Origin of the sequence: Paenibacillus elgii NBRC 100335 (genome assembly GCF_004000865.1) — a bacterium.
GTDB classification, from domain to species: Bacteria; Bacillota; Bacilli; order Paenibacillales; family NBRC-103111; genus Paenibacillus_G; species Paenibacillus_G elgii.
Window position 1 is genome coordinate 1 of record NZ_BIMB01000010.1, and the last position, 17,936, is coordinate 17,936.

The 17,936-nt window shown below is 56.7% G+C and carries 13 protein-coding genes and 1 pseudogene; 9 read left to right on the forward strand and 5 right to left on the reverse strand.

The window, feature by feature from the left end; all coding sequences use genetic code 11:
• Positions 1-523, forward strand: a pseudogene (locus PEL01S_RS34440) (hypothetical protein); the annotation flags it as partial.
• A gap of 109 nt (positions 524-632) precedes the next feature.
• Complete coding sequence (locus PEL01S_RS09805) at positions 633-1,955, forward strand: DRTGG domain-containing protein (protein WP_063178824.1); 1,323 nt, start codon at positions 633-635, stop codon at positions 1,953-1,955.
• Between the two features lie 338 nt (positions 1,956-2,293).
• On the opposite strand, the gene PEL01S_RS09810 is transcribed toward PEL01S_RS09805, so the two are convergent.
• The 3 genes from PEL01S_RS09810 to fadR are packed head-to-tail and all read right to left on the reverse strand — an operon-like array spanning position 2,294 to position 4,690.
• Positions 2,294-3,271, reverse strand: coding sequence for an electron transfer flavoprotein subunit alpha/FixB family protein (locus PEL01S_RS09810; protein ID WP_127460164.1), 978 nt, complete (start codon positions 3,269-3,271; stop codon positions 2,294-2,296).
• Positions 3,272-3,292: 21 nt separating this feature from the next.
• Positions 3,293-4,060 (reverse strand): electron transfer flavoprotein subunit beta/FixA family protein, encoded by a 768-nt coding sequence (locus tag PEL01S_RS09815; RefSeq protein WP_127460165.1) that lies wholly within the window; start codon positions 4,058-4,060, stop codon positions 3,293-3,295.
• A 45-nt stretch (positions 4,061-4,105) separates the two neighbouring features.
• Complete coding sequence (gene fadR, locus PEL01S_RS09820; protein WP_127460166.1) at positions 4,106-4,690, reverse strand: fatty acid metabolism transcriptional regulator FadR; 585 nt, start codon at positions 4,688-4,690, stop codon at positions 4,106-4,108.
• 193 nt (positions 4,691-4,883) lie between these two features.
• Here fadR and PEL01S_RS09825 point away from each other — a divergent pair, with 193 nt between their 5' ends.
• From PEL01S_RS09825 to PEL01S_RS09855, 7 genes are all read left to right on the forward strand, one after another.
• Entirely contained in the window at positions 4,884-7,067 is a 2,184-nt protein-coding gene (locus PEL01S_RS09825; RefSeq protein ID WP_174806925.1) for a (Fe-S)-binding protein, read from the forward strand.
• A 167-nt stretch (positions 7,068-7,234) separates the two neighbouring features.
• On the forward strand, positions 7,235-9,631 hold the full coding sequence (locus PEL01S_RS09830; RefSeq protein WP_127460167.1) for a 3-hydroxyacyl-CoA dehydrogenase/enoyl-CoA hydratase family protein: 2,397 nt from the start codon (positions 7,235-7,237) through the stop codon (positions 9,629-9,631).
• A gap of 23 nt (positions 9,632-9,654) precedes the next feature.
• Entirely contained in the window at positions 9,655-10,839 is a 1,185-nt protein-coding gene (locus PEL01S_RS09835; RefSeq protein ID WP_127460168.1) for an acetyl-CoA C-acyltransferase, read from the forward strand.
• Positions 10,840-10,874: 35 nt separating this feature from the next.
• A complete protein-coding gene (locus PEL01S_RS09840; protein WP_063178836.1) occupies positions 10,875-12,656 on the forward strand; it encodes an acyl-CoA dehydrogenase FadE in 1,782 nt (593 codons plus the stop codon).
• Positions 12,657-12,671: 15 nt separating this feature from the next.
• Positions 12,672-14,369 (forward strand): AMP-binding protein, encoded by a 1,698-nt coding sequence (locus PEL01S_RS09845; protein ID WP_127460169.1) that lies wholly within the window; start codon positions 12,672-12,674, stop codon positions 14,367-14,369.
• Positions 14,370-14,403: 34 nt separating this feature from the next.
• The gene (locus PEL01S_RS09850; protein WP_108534026.1) at positions 14,404-14,829 is read left to right on the forward strand and encodes a PaaI family thioesterase; all 426 of its coding nucleotides are present in this window, start codon (positions 14,404-14,406) and stop codon (positions 14,827-14,829) included.
• A gap of 53 nt (positions 14,830-14,882) precedes the next feature.
• Complete coding sequence (locus tag PEL01S_RS09855; protein ID WP_127460170.1) at positions 14,883-15,203, forward strand: SCP2 sterol-binding domain-containing protein; 321 nt, start codon at positions 14,883-14,885, stop codon at positions 15,201-15,203.
• Positions 15,204-15,265: 62 nt separating this feature from the next.
• On the opposite strand, the gene PEL01S_RS09860 is transcribed toward PEL01S_RS09855, so the two are convergent.
• Positions 15,266-17,185, reverse strand: a complete 1,920-nt coding sequence (locus PEL01S_RS09860) for an FtsX-like permease family protein (protein ID WP_127460171.1) — start codon at positions 17,183-17,185, stop codon at positions 15,266-15,268.
• On the reverse strand, positions 17,160-17,930 hold the full coding sequence (locus PEL01S_RS09865; RefSeq protein ID WP_063178845.1) for an ABC transporter ATP-binding protein: 771 nt from the start codon (positions 17,928-17,930) through the stop codon (positions 17,160-17,162). Before PEL01S_RS09865 ends, PEL01S_RS09860 begins: the two co-directional genes overlap by 26 nt.
• Positions 17,931-17,936: the final 6 nt, after the last annotated feature.

The following is a 17,936-nucleotide window of genomic DNA, read 5'->3' on the forward strand; positions in this document are numbered from 1 at the left end:
CGCCATTAGCGCAGGTGGTGGGAGTGTTCAATGGTTTACGAATTGGCCGCAAGTGCATGAACCCGCCAGAGATGCATTCAAAGACATTACCGATGCAGAGCGTAAAAAGATGATGCTGGACATTTACAAAGACGACCAGCCTATGATCCGGAAAATCATTGAGGGAGCGGACACGACGTTTCCATTTTTCCCATCCTACGCTCTTCCCCGGCAGCCCTCCCATTGGCACAAGGGACCGATTGCTCTGGAGGATGCCATGGTTCTGGCAAAATGTTTGCGGGACATCCCTGACACGGAGCATGCCTTCTCCACTTACGAGCAGCTCAGGCGCGAGCGCACCGTCAAAATGTACGACGTGGGGCGGCGCGGCGATTCCGGCAAGCATGTAACGGGTTCGCTCCAACAGTGGGTCCGGGATCTGACGACACCGCTATTCCTCAAGCTATTCGCGAATCCGAAGGCGTCCGACTGGATGTACTCGTATAGAGTCGATTGGGAGAAGAACGTATCGGCGAGCCGGTAAAAGAATGAATGCAAGTCACACTTGTCGGTGTCTGGGCTCTATTTTTGTGTATCCGCTTATAGTATAATTGTTAAAGATTGTTACAGTTGTAAACTAGGCGGGTGAAGCGATGCAGGAAGAGACGCTGACCAAGCACGAGCAGATCATTCGATATATCGAGGAATTGAGCGTTGGGACGCACATCTCCGTCCGTAAAATTGCCCAGGCCCTCGAAGTCAGCGAGGGAACGGCCTACCGCGCGATGAAGGAAGCGGAAAGCCTGGGTTATGTCAGCACGAAGGACCGTACGGGCACCGTGCGGGTGGAGAAAAAAGAGCCGCAGGCGATCGACAAGCTGACGTTCGCCGAAGTGGTCAACATTGTGGACGGCGAAGTCCTCGGCGGCGCGAGCGGCCTTCATAAGTCTTTGAATAAATTCGTGATCGGGGCGATGCAGCTCGAAGCGATGAAACGCTATATCGAGCCGGGCAATCTGCTGATTGTCGGCAACCGCACCCAGGCGCATCTCTATGCGTTGGGACAGGGCGCCGGCATCCTCGTGACGGGCGGCTTCCAGACGCTGGACGAGGCCAAGGAGCTGGCCGACGAGCTTGAGCTGCCGATTATTAGCACCAGCTACGACACGTTTACCGTAGCGACGATGATCAACCGCGCGATTTACGACCAGCTGATCAAGAAAAAAATTATGCTCGTTCGCGACATTATCCGGACCGATACCCGGGTCTATTCGCTACGCGCCGAGGATACCGTCTCGGATATGCGCCATTGGATGGACGAAACCGGACATACCCGCTTCCCGGTCGTCGACGAACGGAACAAGCCGATCGGCATGGTGACGGCGAAGGATGTCGTCGGAGCCGAAGCGGGACAGCCGATTCACCAGCTCATGACGCTGGACCCGCTCACCGTGAGCGACCAGGCGCCCGTCGCCTCGGTCAGCCATACGATGGTGTGGGAGGGCATCGAGCTGCTGCCCGTAGTCGGCAAGGACGGAAAAATGGTCGGCGTGATCAGCCGGGACGATGTGCTCAAGGCGATGCAGTATTTGCAAACGCAGCCGCAGCACGGGGAAACCCTCGAGGATCAAATCTGGTCCGGGATGGAGAAGGTACGGGGCAAGGACGGCGAATTTTATTACCGGGGAACCGTTACCGCCCAAATGACCAATCCGGTCGGGACGGTGTCGGAAGGCATTCTGACGACCCTGATGAGTCAGGTCGCGATCCGCACGATCCGGGAACAAAAAAGAGGCGATTTGATCGTAGACAGCTCCTCGAATTATTTTTTGCTGCCGATTCCGATCGACAGCGTGATCGAATGCGTGCCGAACGTGCTGGAGATGAGCCGCAAGTACGGGAAGATCGAAGTGGACATTTTCTGCGACGGGAAACGCATGGCGAAGTCCACGTTTACTTGCCGTTTGACGGATTAGATTTGAAAAGGCAATCCCCTTGACCTTTTATAGGGTTAAGGGGATTAAGCTTGTTGAGAAAGTGGTCAATTGAGTAATGGAGGTTACGAAGGGGCGGGGTATCCACTTCCGACCGCTCTTGTCATCGGGAAATTTGATTGGAAGCCGCTTAGCAGCGGACATTTCCCGATAACAAAGGCGGCCGCTATCGCTTCTCCAGTGGATACCCCACCTCCGTATGCATCTCTATTTTGTGAAAAAGTCCACTTTCTCAACAGCCTGAAGCCCCTTGACCGTATTTCAGGTTAAGGGGCTTGCCTTTTTTTGGGTAGAGGCCCGGGGCTGGGCATGGCGGCGTTTTAAGCCAGCACTTTCTTGAACTCTTGGGTGAGCAGCGGGACGATCTCGAACAGATCGCCGACGATGCCGTAATCGGCGATTTTGAAGATCGGCGCTTCCGGATCTTTATTGATCGCGATAATGACGCGCGATTGGCTCATCCCGGCCAAGTGCTGAATGGCGCCGCTGATGCCGCAGGCGATATAGACCTCAGGCGTCACGACTTTGCCGGTCTGCCCGATCTGCAGCGCGTAGTCGCAGTAGCCTGCATCGCATGCGCCGCGGGAGGCGCCGATGGCGGCGTTCAGCGCTTCGGCCAGCGGCTCGAGCGTGCGGAACCCGTCTGCGCTCTTCACGCCCCGGCCGCCGGATATCACGATTTTCGCTTCCGTCAGATCAACTTTCCCGGACGCTTTGTGCACCACGTCCTTCACGACGGAACGCAGGTCGGCAGCGGGGGAGAAAGGAGTGGTTGCCATTTCCGCTTGCGAGCCGGAGAGCTTCTCGGCGGCAGGCACGTTATTCGGCCGGATGGTGATCACCATCGGGCTTTGGGTAAACCGCTTCTTCTCGAACGCTTTGCCTGCGTAAAGCGGACGCGTGAAGGACAGGCCGACGCCCGTCTTCTCCAGCGCGATGACGTCGGATACTTGCCCCGCTTGCAGGTGCGCGGCGATTTTGGGCGCCAAGTCGCGGCCGATCGCAGTATGGCCGAACAGAACGGCGTGCGGATTCGCCGTATCAAGAATGCCCTTCAATGCGGAGAAATACGTCTCCGGATTATAGTGAGCGAGCTCCGCATGGTCGACGGACACGACTTGATCGACGCCGTAGCCGGACAGCTCCTGGGCGAACGCGGACAGTCCGTGGCCGAGAAGCGCCGCTACGATCCGGTCGCCGTCGTCTTTGACCAGCCGTGCCGCTTGAATCGTTTCGAAGGTAACTTGACGGAGCTTGCCGCCCCGGATTTCCGCAAAGATCACATAGGTTTTGCTCATATCGATTCCCTCCCTTTGGCATTAAAGCGCTTTGGCTTCCGTACGAAGCAGATGAACGAGCTGCGAGACTTGCTGCTGCGGATCGCCCTGCAGCACTTGTCCCGCTTTGCGCTCCGGCGGGAGCGAGAGGGTGTCGCGCACCGTTTTCGGGGCGATATCCGCTTCGGTTAAGCCCAAGTCATCCAGCGTCAGCTGCTGGAACGGCTTTTTCTTCGCTTTCATGATGCCGGGCAAGGAAGGATAGCGGGGCTCGTTCAAGCCTTGCTGCGCCGTGAACAGGGCCGGCAGCGCGACCTCCAGCGTCTCGGTGTCCCCTTCGGCGTCGCGCTGCGCCGTCGCTTGGCTGCCACTCAACTCCAGCTTTACGATGGACGATACGTGCGGGATGTTCAGCAGGTGGGCGACACGGATCGCGACCTGTCCTGCGCCGTGATCGACGGAGAAATTGCCGCCGAGCACGAGATCGTACGATTGCTTCCCGAGGTAAGCGGCAAGCACTTTGGATACGGCGTACTCGTCGCCGGAGATGCGCTCGTCCGAGATCAACACGGCTTCGTCCGCGCCCATCGCCAGCGCGGTGCGCAGCGCTTCGGCGCAGCGCTCCGGGCCGATCGAGACGACGACAATATTGCCGCCGTGCTCTTCCTTCAGCCGAATTGCTTCCTCTACGGCATATTCGTCGTACGGATTGATGACGAATTTCGCCCCGTCCTCCGATACTTCTCCGTCACGGATGACGATTTTCTCCTCCGTATCGAACGTTTGCTTCATCAGTACATAAATGTTCATAAGTCCAATGCTCCTCCCATACAAAATAAAGACAATAATAACGTATTAAGCCTTCAACCCTTGTATGAAAAACTCTACGGTTTTCTCGACCTGCGCCGCGAGCGAATATTTGCGGCCGGCGATCAACCATGAAGTGACTACCTCGTCCATAGAGCCGAACACGAGCAGGCGCGTCAGCTTGACGTCCAGGTTAGCCCGGAAGATGCCTTCTTCAATGCCTTGGTGCAGCACCTTTTCGATCAGCTCGATATACGTCTTGACGACAAGGCCGATTTCCTTGCGCAGCTCCAGCGAGCTTTGGCGCAGCTCGATTTGGGTGACGAACGCCAGATCGACGTTTTGCTCCAGCATCGTGTAGTGGATCTCGCAAATTTTGCGGAGCGCTTCGTCTGCGGAGTCCGTCTCGTTAATGCTGCTGTGAAATTGACCGACCAAGTCGCCCAATTTTTTTTGGAAGAGAGAAATAAGAATGTCTTCCTTGTTTTTAAAATATAAATAGATCGTTCCGTCTGCTACGCCGGCTTCCTTGGCAATCCGGGAAACCTGCGCGTTGTGATAGCCGTTTTCGGCGATGACTTTCAGCGCCGCATCCAGTATCAAATTGTACTTATCCATTTTTTTGCTTGCCATCCAATCACCACCATGTTATTATTCAGTCAGAAACTGAATGAGCATTCATTCATTTCAATTTCATCTTATGAGAAACGCTGCTACTTGTCAATGTGTTTTGCTCATAAGATTTTTATGGGGGCCTAATGTTATCGCTTTCAAACAAGCCTGCCACAGCTTGGACCTAATCGGACGGAAAGGATGGATGTAACAAATGATGTGGCTCATCGTGAATCTGCTCGCCTTTCTTGCTGTAACAGCATACGCAATCCGCCTGTTTTGGAAAGCCGTGTCTCACCGCTACGCATACATGAAGCTCGGACAGCCCATAGACTTCCGGCAGCAGGGCAAGGAGCGGCTGGGCGAGTTTATGGCCGAGATCTTCGGCCAGAAGAAGCTGCTGAAGGACAAAAAAAGCGGAATCATGCACGTCGTTATTTTTTACGGCTTCATCATCCTGCAGTTCGGCGCCTTGGATCTGATCGTGAAGGGGCTAAGGGGAGGAGAGAGCTTATCGTTCCCCGGGTACGCCGTCTTCGGCCTGCTGCAGGAAATTACAGTATTCTCGATCCTCGTGGCGATGGGGTACGCGGTCTACCGCCGCTATGTGGAGAACCTGCCCCGCCTGAAAAAAGGCTGGAAGCCGAGCATCGTCGTCTTCTTTATTTTCGGCTTGATGCTGTCCGTGCTGCTGTCGCTCGCTTTTGAACGACTCTGGCTTGGCTCGCATACAAGCGCAGCCTACGCTCCGATCTCCTCTGCGATTGCGGCGGCGTTCGAAGGCATATCCGGCCAGACGGCGGCGGTGCTGTTCTATGTATGCTGGTGGCTTCACCTGCTGATCCTGCTCGCCTTTCTCGTGTACGTGCCGCAATCGAAGCATTTTCACATTTTGACCGCGCCTATCAATATATGGTTCCGCCGCAAGGAGCCGGTCGGACGGCTGAAAAAGCTGGATCTGGAAGACGAAGAAGCCGAGTCGTTCGGCGTCGGCAAGATCGAGGATTTTACGCAAAAGCAGATGCTCGATTTCTATGCCTGCGTCGAATGCGGACGCTGCACAAACGCTTGCCCGGCCTCGAACACCGGCAAGACGCTGTCGCCGATGCATCTGATCGTCAAGCTTCGCGACCATCTGACGGAAAAAGGCACCGCGGTGACGTCCAAATCCCCGTGGGTGCCGGAGTTCGCGTTCTCCGCTGCGGGCGCCCATTCGATGGAGGCGGCGGCCGAGCCGGGCGTCCGGTGGGAGACCGAAGGGATCACCGACATTCGTCCGACGCTGGCATGGCAGCAGAACGCATGGAAGATGCGGGAGAAGCCCGCAGAGGAAGCCGAGCTGATCGGCGATGTGATGACGGAGGACGAGATCTGGTCCTGTACGACGTGCCGCAACTGCGAAGACCAATGTCCGGTCGGCAACGAGCATGTGGACAAAATTATCGATCTGCGCCGGCATCTCGTCCTGATGCAGGGCAGCATGCCGCATGAGGGCCAGCGTGCGATGCAAAATATCGAGCGGCAGGGCAACCCGTGGGGACTCAGCCGCAGCGACCGGGTGAAGTGGACCGGCGAGATCGACGGTATCGCGGTGCCGACGGTCAAGGAAAATCCGGATTTCGAGTATTTGTTCTTCGTCGGCTCGATGGGGTCTTATGATCTGCGCAGCCGCAAAGTATCGCGGGCGTTTGTTCGGCTGCTTCACGAGGCCGGTGTCAGCTTCGCGATTCTCGGCAACGAGGAGAAAAATTCCGGCGACACGCCGCGCAGGCTCGGCAACGAAATGTTGTTCCAGCAGCTGTGCGCGGAAAATATCGCCGTTTTCGAGAAATATGGCGTCAAAAAAATCGTCACCGCTTGTCCGCATACGTACAACACGCTCAAAAACGAGTACCCGGACTTCGGGCTGGAGGGCGTGGAGGTGCTTCACCATACGGAGCTGCTGGACCGGCTCATCCGGTCGGGCAAGCTGACGCCGCGCCATGCGGTAAACGAGCGGATCACGTATCACGATTCGTGTTATCTGGGTCGCTACAACAACGTTTACGAGCAGCCCCGCAACGTGCTGCGCGCGATCCCAGGCGTCGAGCTCGTCGAGATGGAGCGCACCCGTGAGAACGGGATGTGCTGCGGAGCGGGCGGCGGCATGATGTGGATGGAAGAAACGTCGGGCAAGCGCGTCAATCTGGCGCGGACCGAGCAGGCGCTCGAAACGAACCCGACGGTCATCAGCAGCGCGTGCCCGTACTGCCTGACGATGATGGAGGACGGCACGAAGATGAAGGAAGCGGAAGACCGCGTCAAGGCGAGAGATATCGCCGAAATACTGGAGCAATCCGTATTCGGCGAATCCCATATACAACCGGCGAACGATGCAATCGGTGTGGGCGGATCGTAAGACCGGTCCCGCCGCCTCCGCGAGGCGAATGCTTGGTGGGGGCCGGCGGGCGCCGATAGGAGCAATGAGATTCGCTTGCCCGGCTGCAAGACGCCGCCGAATGCTTTTTACTCACACATTGGTTTAAGCAATTTATATCAAAAACGTATTGGGAGGTAAGCAATATCATGATGAGATCGATACGCAAAGCAGCCGTCATCGGGTCGGGTGTCATGGGCTCCGGCATTGCCGCCCATCTGGCGAACGCTGGAATTCCCTGCCTGTTGCTCGACATCGTTCCGAAGCAGCTGACGGAAGAGGAAGCGGCCAAAGGGCTCACCTTGGAGCATCCTGCCGTGCGCAGCCGATTGGCTGTTCAAGCGATAGCCAAGCTGAAAAAGACAAAGCCTGCGCCGCTGTACGACGATACTTTCGCGGGGCGCATCACGCCGGGCAATCTGGAGGATCATTTGGCGCAAATTGCGGACGTCGACTGGGTCATCGAAGTGATCGTCGAAAATTTGGACGCCAAAAAGCAGCTTCTTAGCAAGATTGAAGCGCACTGGAAAGAAGGCACCGTCGTCAGCTCGAATACGTCCGGCATTTCGATCAATGCGATGTCCGCCGATTGCGGCGAAGCGTTCAAGCGCCATTTTCTCGGCACGCACTTTTTCAATCCTCCGCGTTATATGAAGCTGCTTGAGGTGATTCCGGGCGAGCATACCGATCCGGCGATCGTCAGCGGCATGAAGCAATTCTGCGAAAACCGTCTTGGCAAAGGCGTCGTACTGGCTAAAGATACGCCGAACTTCATCGCCAACCGCATCGGCACGTATGGACTGCTCGTCACCCTGCAGGAAATGCAGGAGAAGGGGTACCGCGTCGAAGAGGTGGACGCCGTGACGGGTCCGGCGCTCGGCCGCCCGAAAAGCGCAACGTTCCGCACGCTCGATCTGGTCGGACTCGACACGTTCGTGCATGTGGCGAATAACGTATACGAGAACGTCTCGGACGAAGCCGAGAAGGCCGTGTTTGCCGAATCGCCCGTGCTGCGCGGTATGGTGGATAAAGGCTGGCTCGGCGAGAAGTCGGGACAAGGCTTTTATTTGAAGAAAAAAGGGCCGAACGGCACCGAAATTTTGTCGCTCGACTTCTCGACCATGGACTATGCGCCGCAGAAAAAAGCAGCCTCCGCCTCGCTGGAAGCGGCGAAACTGGCGAAGGGCGCGCGGGAGAAGACGAAGGCGCTGCTTGGAGCTGGCGACCGTTACTCTGAGCTGGCGTGGAACATTTTGAAGAAGGTGCTCGTCTACTCGGCCGCCAAGCTCGGCGAAATTGCCGATTCGATCCGCGAAATCGACGAAGCGATGAAATGGGGCTTCGGCTGGGAGCTCGGCCCGTTCGAAACATGGGACGCCATTGGACTAGTCCGGTCGGTCGAGCGGATGGAAGCGGAAGGCACTTCCGTTCCCGGCTGGGTGAAGGAATGGATCGCGCAGGGCAATACGTCGTTCTACAAGAAGCAGGACGGCGCGACGTTCTACGTGCACGGCGGGCAGTATAAGGCGCTGGAAGCGGCACCGGAGGTCATCTCGCTGCGCAGCCTGAAGGAGCAGAACCGCGTCGTGAAATCCAACAGCGGCGCGAGCCTCATCGATCTTGGCGACGGGGTTGCGTGCCTCGAGTTCCATTCGCCGAACAATGCGATCGGGGCGGACATCCTGACGATGATCCAGCAAAGCCTGGACGAAGTGCGAAGCAACTACGATGGGCTCGTCATCGCCAACCAGGGGCGGAACTTCTGCGTGGGCGCGAATCTGATGATTTTGCTCATGGAAGCGCAGGACGAGGAATGGGACGAAATCGACAGCATCATTCGCTTGTTCCAGAACACGATGTACAAAGTCAAGCGATTCGAAAAACCGGTCGTGGCGGCGCCGCACCGGATGGCGCTTGGCGGCGGCGTGGAGGCGTGCATGCCGGCGGATCAGATCATCGCTGCGGCAGAGACGTACTTCGGCTTGGTGGAGGTCGGCGTCGGCTTGATCCCGGCCGGGGGCGGCTGCAAGGAGATGGCGCTTCGCGCGAGCCAGCATGCCGCGCATCCGGATGCCGATCTGCAGCCGTACTTGAACCAGGCGTTCGAGACGATCGGCACGGCGAAGGTATCGGCCAGCGGTAACGATGCGTTCAAGCTGGGGCTGTTCCAGCCGACGGACCGGATCGTCATCAATCAGGACCACTTGATTCACGAAGCGAAGCAGTCCGTGCTGCGCATGGTGCAAGGTGGCTACGAGCCGATTCGCGAAGAAAAAATTCGCGTCGCCGGAGCCGAAGGCAAAGCGGTGATGCAGCTCGGCGCTTATTCGATGCGGCAGAGCGGCTATATCAGCGATCATGATGTGAAGATTGCCAATAAGCTGGCGCACGTGCTGGCCGGCGGCGATGTGCCTGCAGGCTCGCTGGTGACGGAGCAGTATATGCTTGATCTGGAGCGCGAGGCGTTCCTGAGCTTGTGCGGCGAGCCGAAAACGCAGCAGCGCATGCAGCACATGCTGTCCAAAGGCAAAGCGCTGCGCAATTAATAATTCCGGGAGAGGTGAAACCCATGAGAGAAGCTGTAATCGTATCGGTCGCCCGCACCGCGGTCGGCAAAGCGAAAAAAGGTCGTTTGGCCCAAACGCGGGCGGAGGATATGGGCAAGGCCGTGCTCGAAGCCGCCGTGGAGCGGGCGCCCGGTCTGAAAAAAGAGGATGTCGAAGATATCATCATCGGCTGCGCGATGCCGGAAGGCGAGCAGGGGCTTAACTTTGCCCGCATCATGTCGCTCTATGCCGGTTTTCCGGTGACTGTGCCGGCGCTCACGATCAACCGGTTTTGCTCGTCCGGCCTGCAATCGATCGCCTTTGCGGCGGAACGGATTATGCTCGGTTCGTCTGACGTGATCGTTGCCGGCGGCGTCGAGAGCATGAGCCACGTGCCGATGACCGGATTCAAGCTGTCGCCGAATCCGAAGATCGTGGAACAAATGCCGGAGGTCTATATCGGCATGGGCCATACGGCCGAAAATGTCGCCGATCGGTTCGGCATTTCCCGTGAGGATCAGGACCGGTTCTCCGCGCGTTCCCACGAAAAAGCGGCGGCTGCGATCCGCGACGGGAAATTCCGCGACGAAATCGTTCCGCTGCAGACGCAATGGACGCAGGTGGACGACAGCGGGAAGGTCAAGAGCGAGTCGTTCGCGTTCGATACGGACGAAGGTGTTCGCGCCGAGACGACGGCCCAGGTGCTGGGCAAGCTGAAGCCGTCCTTCAAGCTGAACGGCACGGTGACGGCGGGCAACTCGTCCCAAATGAGCGACGGTGCGGCCGCTGCCGTGCTGATGAGCAAGGAGCGCGCGGAAGCGCTCGGCTTGAAGCCGCTTGCGACGTTCCGTTCGTTCGCACTGGCTGGGGTGGACCCAGAATTTATGGGTGTCGGGCCGGTGGAGGCGATTCCGAAAGCGCTCCGGATGGCCGGCCTTTCGATCGGCGATGTCGATTTGTTTGAAATCAACGAGGCGTTCGCCTCCCAATGCGTGCATATCATTCGCGAGCTTGGCCTGGACGAAGAGAAGGTCAATGTGAACGGCGGCGCGATCGCACTCGGCCATCCGCTCGGATGCACGGGCACGAAGCTGACTACGACGCTGATTCACGAGCTGCGCCGTCGGGGCGGCGGCATCGGTGTCGTCTCGATGTGCATCGGTGGCGGCATGGGCGCGGCCGGTGTGTTCGAGGTTCATGCAGGTTAAACGATAATCCAAATAAACGAAGGAGAGATTCGGACATGAGCAAAATGATGAGCAAAGTGGTCGGCGGAAGCTTTATTATCGAAGATATCGATTTTACCCGGGTCGTGACCCCGGAGGACTTTACGGAAGAGCATCGCATGATCGCGCAGACGACGGAAGACTTCGTCGCCGGCGACATCGCTCCGCACGACGAAGAGATCGAGAAGCTCGATTACGAGTTGTCCGTAAAAATGCTGCGCAAGGCCGGAGAGCTCGGCCTGCTCGGCGCGGACGTGCCGGAGGCGTACGGCGGTCTCGGCCTTGACAAGGTCAGCTCGACGCTGATCAACGAGCGGCTGACCAAGGCTTCTGCCTTCGCGCTGACCGTAGGCGCGCACGTCGGGATCGGCACGCTGCCGATCGTGTATTTCGGCACCGAAGAGCAGAAGAAAAAATATTTGCCGCTGCTTGCGACCGGCCAGAAAGTCGCCGCCTACTGCCTGACGGAGCCTTCCTCCGGCTCCGACGCGCTGGGCGCCAAGGCGACGGCGGTATTGTCCGAAGACGGCACCCATTATATCCTTAATGGTACGAAGCAGTTTATTACGAACGCGGGCTTTGCCGACGTGTTCATTGTGTACGCAAAAGTGAACGGAACCGACTTCAGCACATTCATCGTCGAACGGACGATGGAAGGCGTAAGCATCGGACCGGAAGAGAAGAAGATGGGCATCAAAGGCTCGTCCACGTGCCCACTCATTCTGGAAGACGTGAAAGTGCCGGTGGAAAATCTGCTGTGGGAGGTTGGCAAGGGCCACCTGATCGCCTTCAACATTCTGAACATCGGCCGCTTCAAGCTTGCCGCAGGCTGCGTCGGAGCCGCCAAGGATGCGATTGAGCTTTCGGCGAAGTATGCCAACGAGCGGACACAGTTCGGACGCAAAATTTCGTCCTTCCCGCTCATCGGAGCCAAGCTGGCCGACATGAACATCCGCACGTACGTGCTGGAAAGTATGGCGTACCGGACCGCAGGCTTGTTCGACGAAGGCTTGAGCGAAGTCGATCACGGCAGCGCCAACGTCGGACAGCAATCGGCCAAAGCGATCGCCGAGTATGCGCTCGAATGCTCGATCAACAAAGTGTTCGGCTCCGAAACGCTGGACTTCGTGGCCGACGAGGGCGTGCAAATTCACGGCGGCTACGGGTTTACCCAGGAATACCGGATCGAGCGCATTTACCGGGATTCCCGCATTAACCGCATTTTCGAAGGTACGAACGAAATCAACCGGCTTCTGATCCCCGGAACGCTGATCAAGCGCGCCATGAAGGGGGAGCTGCCTTTGATGCAAAAAGCGATGGGACTGCAATCCGAGCTGCTGTCTCTGGTACCGGGACAGACGTTCGAAGGAACGCTGGAGCAGGAGAACCACCTGCTGGCCATGGCAAAAAAAATATTTCTTATGGTCGGTGCGCAAGCGGTGCAAAAATATCAAACGAAGCTGGACCAGGAGCAGGAAATTTTGAGCCATCTGGCCGACATCATGATTTCCGTCTTCGCAATGGAAAGCGCACTGCTGCGCACGAAGAAGCAGATCGCCACAGGCGGCGAAGGCAAAGCCCTGAATGCCACGGACATGACGACCGTATTCGTTCACGAATCGTTCGCGCGGATTGAGGAATGGGCGAAAGAAGCGCTGGCCGCAATGGAATCCGGCGACATGCTGCGCACCCAATTGTCCGTCCTGAAAAAACTGACCCGCAAAACGCCGATCAATGCAATCGAGATCAAGCGCGAGATCGCTTCTCGTGTCATCGAAGCCGAAAAATACGTGGTTTAAGCTGAAACCTGACAAATGGGGTGGTCGAACTTGTCCGACAAGCCATGGTTAAGACATTATCCTGTCGAAGTGCCATCGACCTGCGAATACCCGAAGCAAAACTTAGCGCATTTTTTGGTACAAACGGCTTCGGACTATCCGAACCATACGGCCTTATACTTTTTGGGTAAAAAAATAACGTATCGTCAATTGCTTCATTCCGCTTACCGCTTTGCGAACGCCCTTGCGAATCTGGGCGTTCGCAAGGGGGACCGGGTCGCGGTGATGCTGCCCAACTGCCCGCAGGCGGTGATTGCCTATTACGGGACGCTGCTCATGGGCGGCATCGTCGTCATGACCAATCCGATGTATATGCCGCGGGAGCTGGAGTACCAGATGAAGGACTCCGGCGCCCATGTGATCGTTACGCTCGATCTATTGTACGAGCGCGTCGCGAAGGTGGTCCCGCTGACCGGGATCAAGCATGTGATTGTTACTTCCATCAAAGATTATCTTCCTTTTCCCAAGAACGTGCTTTATCCGTTAAAGGCCAAGAAAGACAATTTGAAGCGCGACGTTGTCTACGGAAACGGCGTCGCTTCGTTTATGGAGCTGCTGGAGCAGGCGACGGCAACGCCGCACGAGGCGAATGTTGATGCCGACCGCGATCTGGCGCTGCTTCAGTATACCGGCGGCACGACCGGCATTCCGAAGGGTGTCATGCTGACGCATACGAATCTGATCGCCAATACGATGCAGAGCAGGCTTTGGTCGTACCGCTCGCAAATTGCGAAAGAAACGTATTTGGCGGTCCTGCCTTTTTTTCATGTGTTCGGGATGACAGTGCTGCTGAATCAAGCTGTGTATACGGCGGGCACTTTGATTTTGATTCCCCGCTACGAGGTGAATCAAGTGCTGCAAACGATCGACAAGCTGAAGCCGACCGTTTTTCCCGGTGCGCCGACGATGTATATTTCGCTCATCCATCATCAGAACATCAAGCGCTTCGACTTGTCGTCCATTCGGTTCTGTATCAGCGGTTCGGCATCTTTGCCGCTGGAAGTGCAGGAATCGTTCGAATCGATTACGGGCGGCAAGCTGATCGAAGGGTACGGCTTGACCGAAGCGTCCCCCGTGACGCATGCCAACAACATTTGGGAGAGGCGCAAGCTGGGCTCGATCGGGATTCCGTTCCCCGATACGGATGCCCGGATCGTGAACCCGGAGACGGGCGAGGAAATGCGGGTCGGCGAAATTGGAGAGCTGACGGTCCGCGGTCCGCAAGTCATGAAGGGCTATTGGAATAAGCCGGAGGAAACCGCGAAAATATTGAAGGACGGCTGGCTCTATACGGGCGACTTGGCCCGGATGGACGAGGAAGGGTACTTTTACATTTTGGACCGGCGCAAGGACATGATTATTGCGAGCGGTTACAATATTTATCCGCGCGAGGTCGAAGAAGTATTGTACGAGCATCCTGATGTCGAGGAGGCGGTCGTCGCAGGAATCATCGACACCTACCGCGGAGAAACGGTCAAGGCATATATCGTGCTGAAGCCGGGGGCGAAGGGCGATGCTGATGCGTTCAAGGCTTGGTGCAAGGAGCGGCTTGCGGCGTACAAAGTGCCGAAGCAGTACGAGTTCCGGGACAGCTTGCCGAAAACGATGGTCGGGAAAGTGCTTCGCCACAAGCTGGCGGAGGAAGAAGCGGAGAAGCTCAAGAAAAACGGCTAGGACGCTTACATTTTTATTTCCGGGAGGGCCTGGTATGGACAATCAAGCATCGGCATTTATCAAACGCCTGGAACAAGCGGCACGCGGATCGTTCTGGGAACATATCGGAGCCCGGATCGATACGTTCGCTCCGGATCGGGCGACCGTGTCGCTGAGCATCCAGCCGCATCATCATAATCTGATCGGCATCGTGCACGGCGGCGTTCACGCTACGCTGCTCGACTCCGCCATGGGGCTTGTCGCCATGGCTGCGAAGCCGAATGAGAACGTCGTCACGACGAACCTGAATCTGCATTATATGGCCCCGATCGCCAAGGGGGAGATGAAAGTCACAGCCGAGATCATACACAGCTCCGGGCGCATGATCACCGCGCAAGGGCATGTGTATGACGAAGAAGGACAGCTATGCGCTTTCGGCACGGGAACGTTCCGTATCGTCGAATGGCGGGGGACCCAATAAACCGGAGTGAGACAGGGCGTTATCATTTGGGAGGAAGGAGGGAAGGACGGCAAATGACGGTCAAGGAAAGCTTACAGGAGTTGGTGGAGCGGATGCAGGCGAATCCGGAGCCGATCCGGCCGCTTCATTACGTGTATCAGTTCGACCTGGAGGAAAACGAGCCGTTTCAGGTCCGCTTCGATTCCGGCACCGTCGAAGTGCTGGAAGGAACGCCCCATCCGGCCGACTGCACGCTTAAGCTGTCGGCGTCCAATTTCGTTAAGCTGCTGCGCAACGATTTGAACACGACGATGGCGTTCATGCTCGGCTCGCTCAAAGTGGACGGGCGTGTCGGCCTGGCTTTGAAGCTTCAGGAAATTTTGAAGGCGTATTGAATCGGCGGCCGCCCCCGGCATTTGTACCGGGAGGCGGCTTTCGTTCGTTCGTCGGGCATTCGTCAAACCATCATTCTTTTCAGACGGTGCAAATAGCGGGAGCGGACCAGGAAAAAATATACAGTCTGGGCGCCCAGAAACGCCGCCGAGACAATGAAAACGGGCTTGTATACGGAATAAACGTACATTGTGCCGAGAACGGGCCGCATCACGATCAGCGTCTGCACGGTGGAAATCACGATAGGAATAAAGAACAGCAAACCGATCTGCAGCGTGGCCGACGTTCGCATCTCCGAAGCGCTCAGTCCGATCTTGGAAAGCGCATGATACATTTTGCTGTCCGCTGCAAGCTCGGTATGCAGCTTAAAATACAGAAAGCTGGCGGACGACACGGAGAACAGGAAGGCGATGAAAATCCCGATGAAGCTGAATAAGACCGTCGCCTGCTTTAAGCTTAGATAGCTCCAGATCCGGATGGAAAAAGAGTTCGAGCTTCCATGCGGCTCACGATTTTGTTGCAGCCGTTCCTTCAGCTTGGCTCCGATGACGGCCTCGGGACTGTCCGTTCCGGGAGGAGTGCCGTTGTTCCACTCCGGCACATGATACACAAAAAGGACGCTGCTCTTGGCATCCCCCTGTATCGTGCGATACGAATTGTCATTCACGACCACAATGCTTGCCCAGCTCATGAACGGTAAAGCTTCGCGCTCGAAAACTTTCGTAACGGATACCGTATGACCGGAATCGAGCGTGATTTTGTCTCCTGGGGCCATATGGCCGTGCGACGGTTGGGCCGGGCCGCTTATCAGGATAGCTTCTCCGCTGCCCGGCGCCGCTTCCGGGAGATTCATCGCAGCCGCGATCGGATTGAAGCGGCTTGCGGCGATGATTTCGACGGAAGGAACCGCGTCGTGAACCGTTCGCCGGTAAAGGTTCTCCACCTTAACGGACCGGTATGACACTCTCTCCCTGTCCAGCAGTTCGTTAATTGCCGCCAGCTCTTGTTCCGTATGCCGCTCGTCGAAGCTGTAGTATTCGATGGCAAAAGGATTGTTTTCGTATTCCTTCCAATTCGTTTCGCCGACGGCCAGCACAAAGCTTGCGCTCATACTGGCGATGGAGGTGACTACCGTGACAAGAAACAAAATCCGCGCGTTATCTTTCATCTTATAGGCCAATTCCGATACCCAGAGCAGGCTCGTCCCTCGCCATAAAGCCTTGCGGCTTCGCTTCAACAATCGGATGACGAGCACCGAGAGCTGAGAATAAAAAAAGTAGGTGCCCGCGATCCCTGTCGCCGCAGCAAGAAGAACGAGCTTGGGGGACAGCTTTCCCCCATAAAGCGCCAGGAAGCCGACGGCAATCAGCACCGCCCCTGTCATTGTGAAGAAGAGCGAAGTTCTCGGCTCTTTTTTCGGTTGATGACTGCCTTGCAGCAGCTCCGCGACGTTTCTTTTGCGGATGAAAAATAAAGTAAACAGCGAGATGCCCGTGAACAGCAGCAAAAAAGAAACGGTGGTAAGCCATATCGCACCTGCAGGCCAATAAAAAGGAAGCTCCGGGATCTCCATCATCTTGGTGCCGCACAGCAGGAACAGCTTGGACAGAAGCAGTCCCCCGGCGATCCCGGTGACGATGGAACCGGCGCCGATCAGCAGGTTTTCCATAAAGACGAGCCGGTTGATCTGGCTTGATGTAGCGCCCAACAGAAGCAGCAGTCCGAATTCCCGCTGGCGGGATTTCAAAAACATGCCGATCGAATACAGCACGAAGAAGATGGCGAAGACGAAGATGACGCCCTCGGAAATTTGCAGAACCGCGCGCTTGAGCGGTCCCATCGGAAGCTGCTCGATGTCGGGATGGTAGACGAAGACGGCGAACGAGAAAAAAATCATCACCATAAAGGCACTGCTTAGAAAATAGGCGAAGTAAGCCCGCGCGTTGCGCTTGACATTATTAAACGCGAATTGAGGAAAGCTCATGCGTATGACCTCCCCAGAAGGACAGCGTGTCGATGATCTTTTGAAAAAACGTTTGCCGATTGTCACCCTGGTGAATTTCGGCCGCCAGCCGCCCGTCCTTAATAAAGACGATCCGGCTGCAGTAGCTGGCGGCAACCGGGTCGTGCGTCACGAGCATGATGGTGGTCTGCTCGTGACGGTTAATGCTTTCCAACGATTCCATGACGATGCGGGAGGCGTTAGAGTCGAGCGACCCCGTAGGCTCGTCGGCCAGCAGCAGCACCGGTGACGTGACAATTGCCCGGGCAATAGCGGTGCGCTGGCGCTGGCCACCCGAAATTTCATAGGGTCGTTTGTTCAAAAATTCACTAAGGTTCAGCCGGTCGCCGACCTGCTTCAGTCTGGCTTCCATCTCGGCGAGCGGCTTATTGTCGAGCGTCAGGGGCAGCACGATATTTTCCGCAATCGTCAAAGTGTCTAGCAGGTTAAAATCCTGAAAGACGAATCCGAGCTGCCTCCGCCGGAATACCGCCAATTCGTCTCTCTTCATTTGATAAGGGTCTGTGCCGTTGATCAGAATTGTCCCCGAGCTTGGCGTGCCTATGGTCGACACCATATGGAGCAGCGTTGTTTTCCCGCTGCCGGAAGGTCCCATAATGCCGACGAATTCCCCCTTTTCAATGGTCAGGTGAATGTCGGTGAGGGCCTGTGTGGCGATATGGCCAGGGTATGTTTTGTTTAGTCCGTTTACATAAACCATGCTCATTTCATA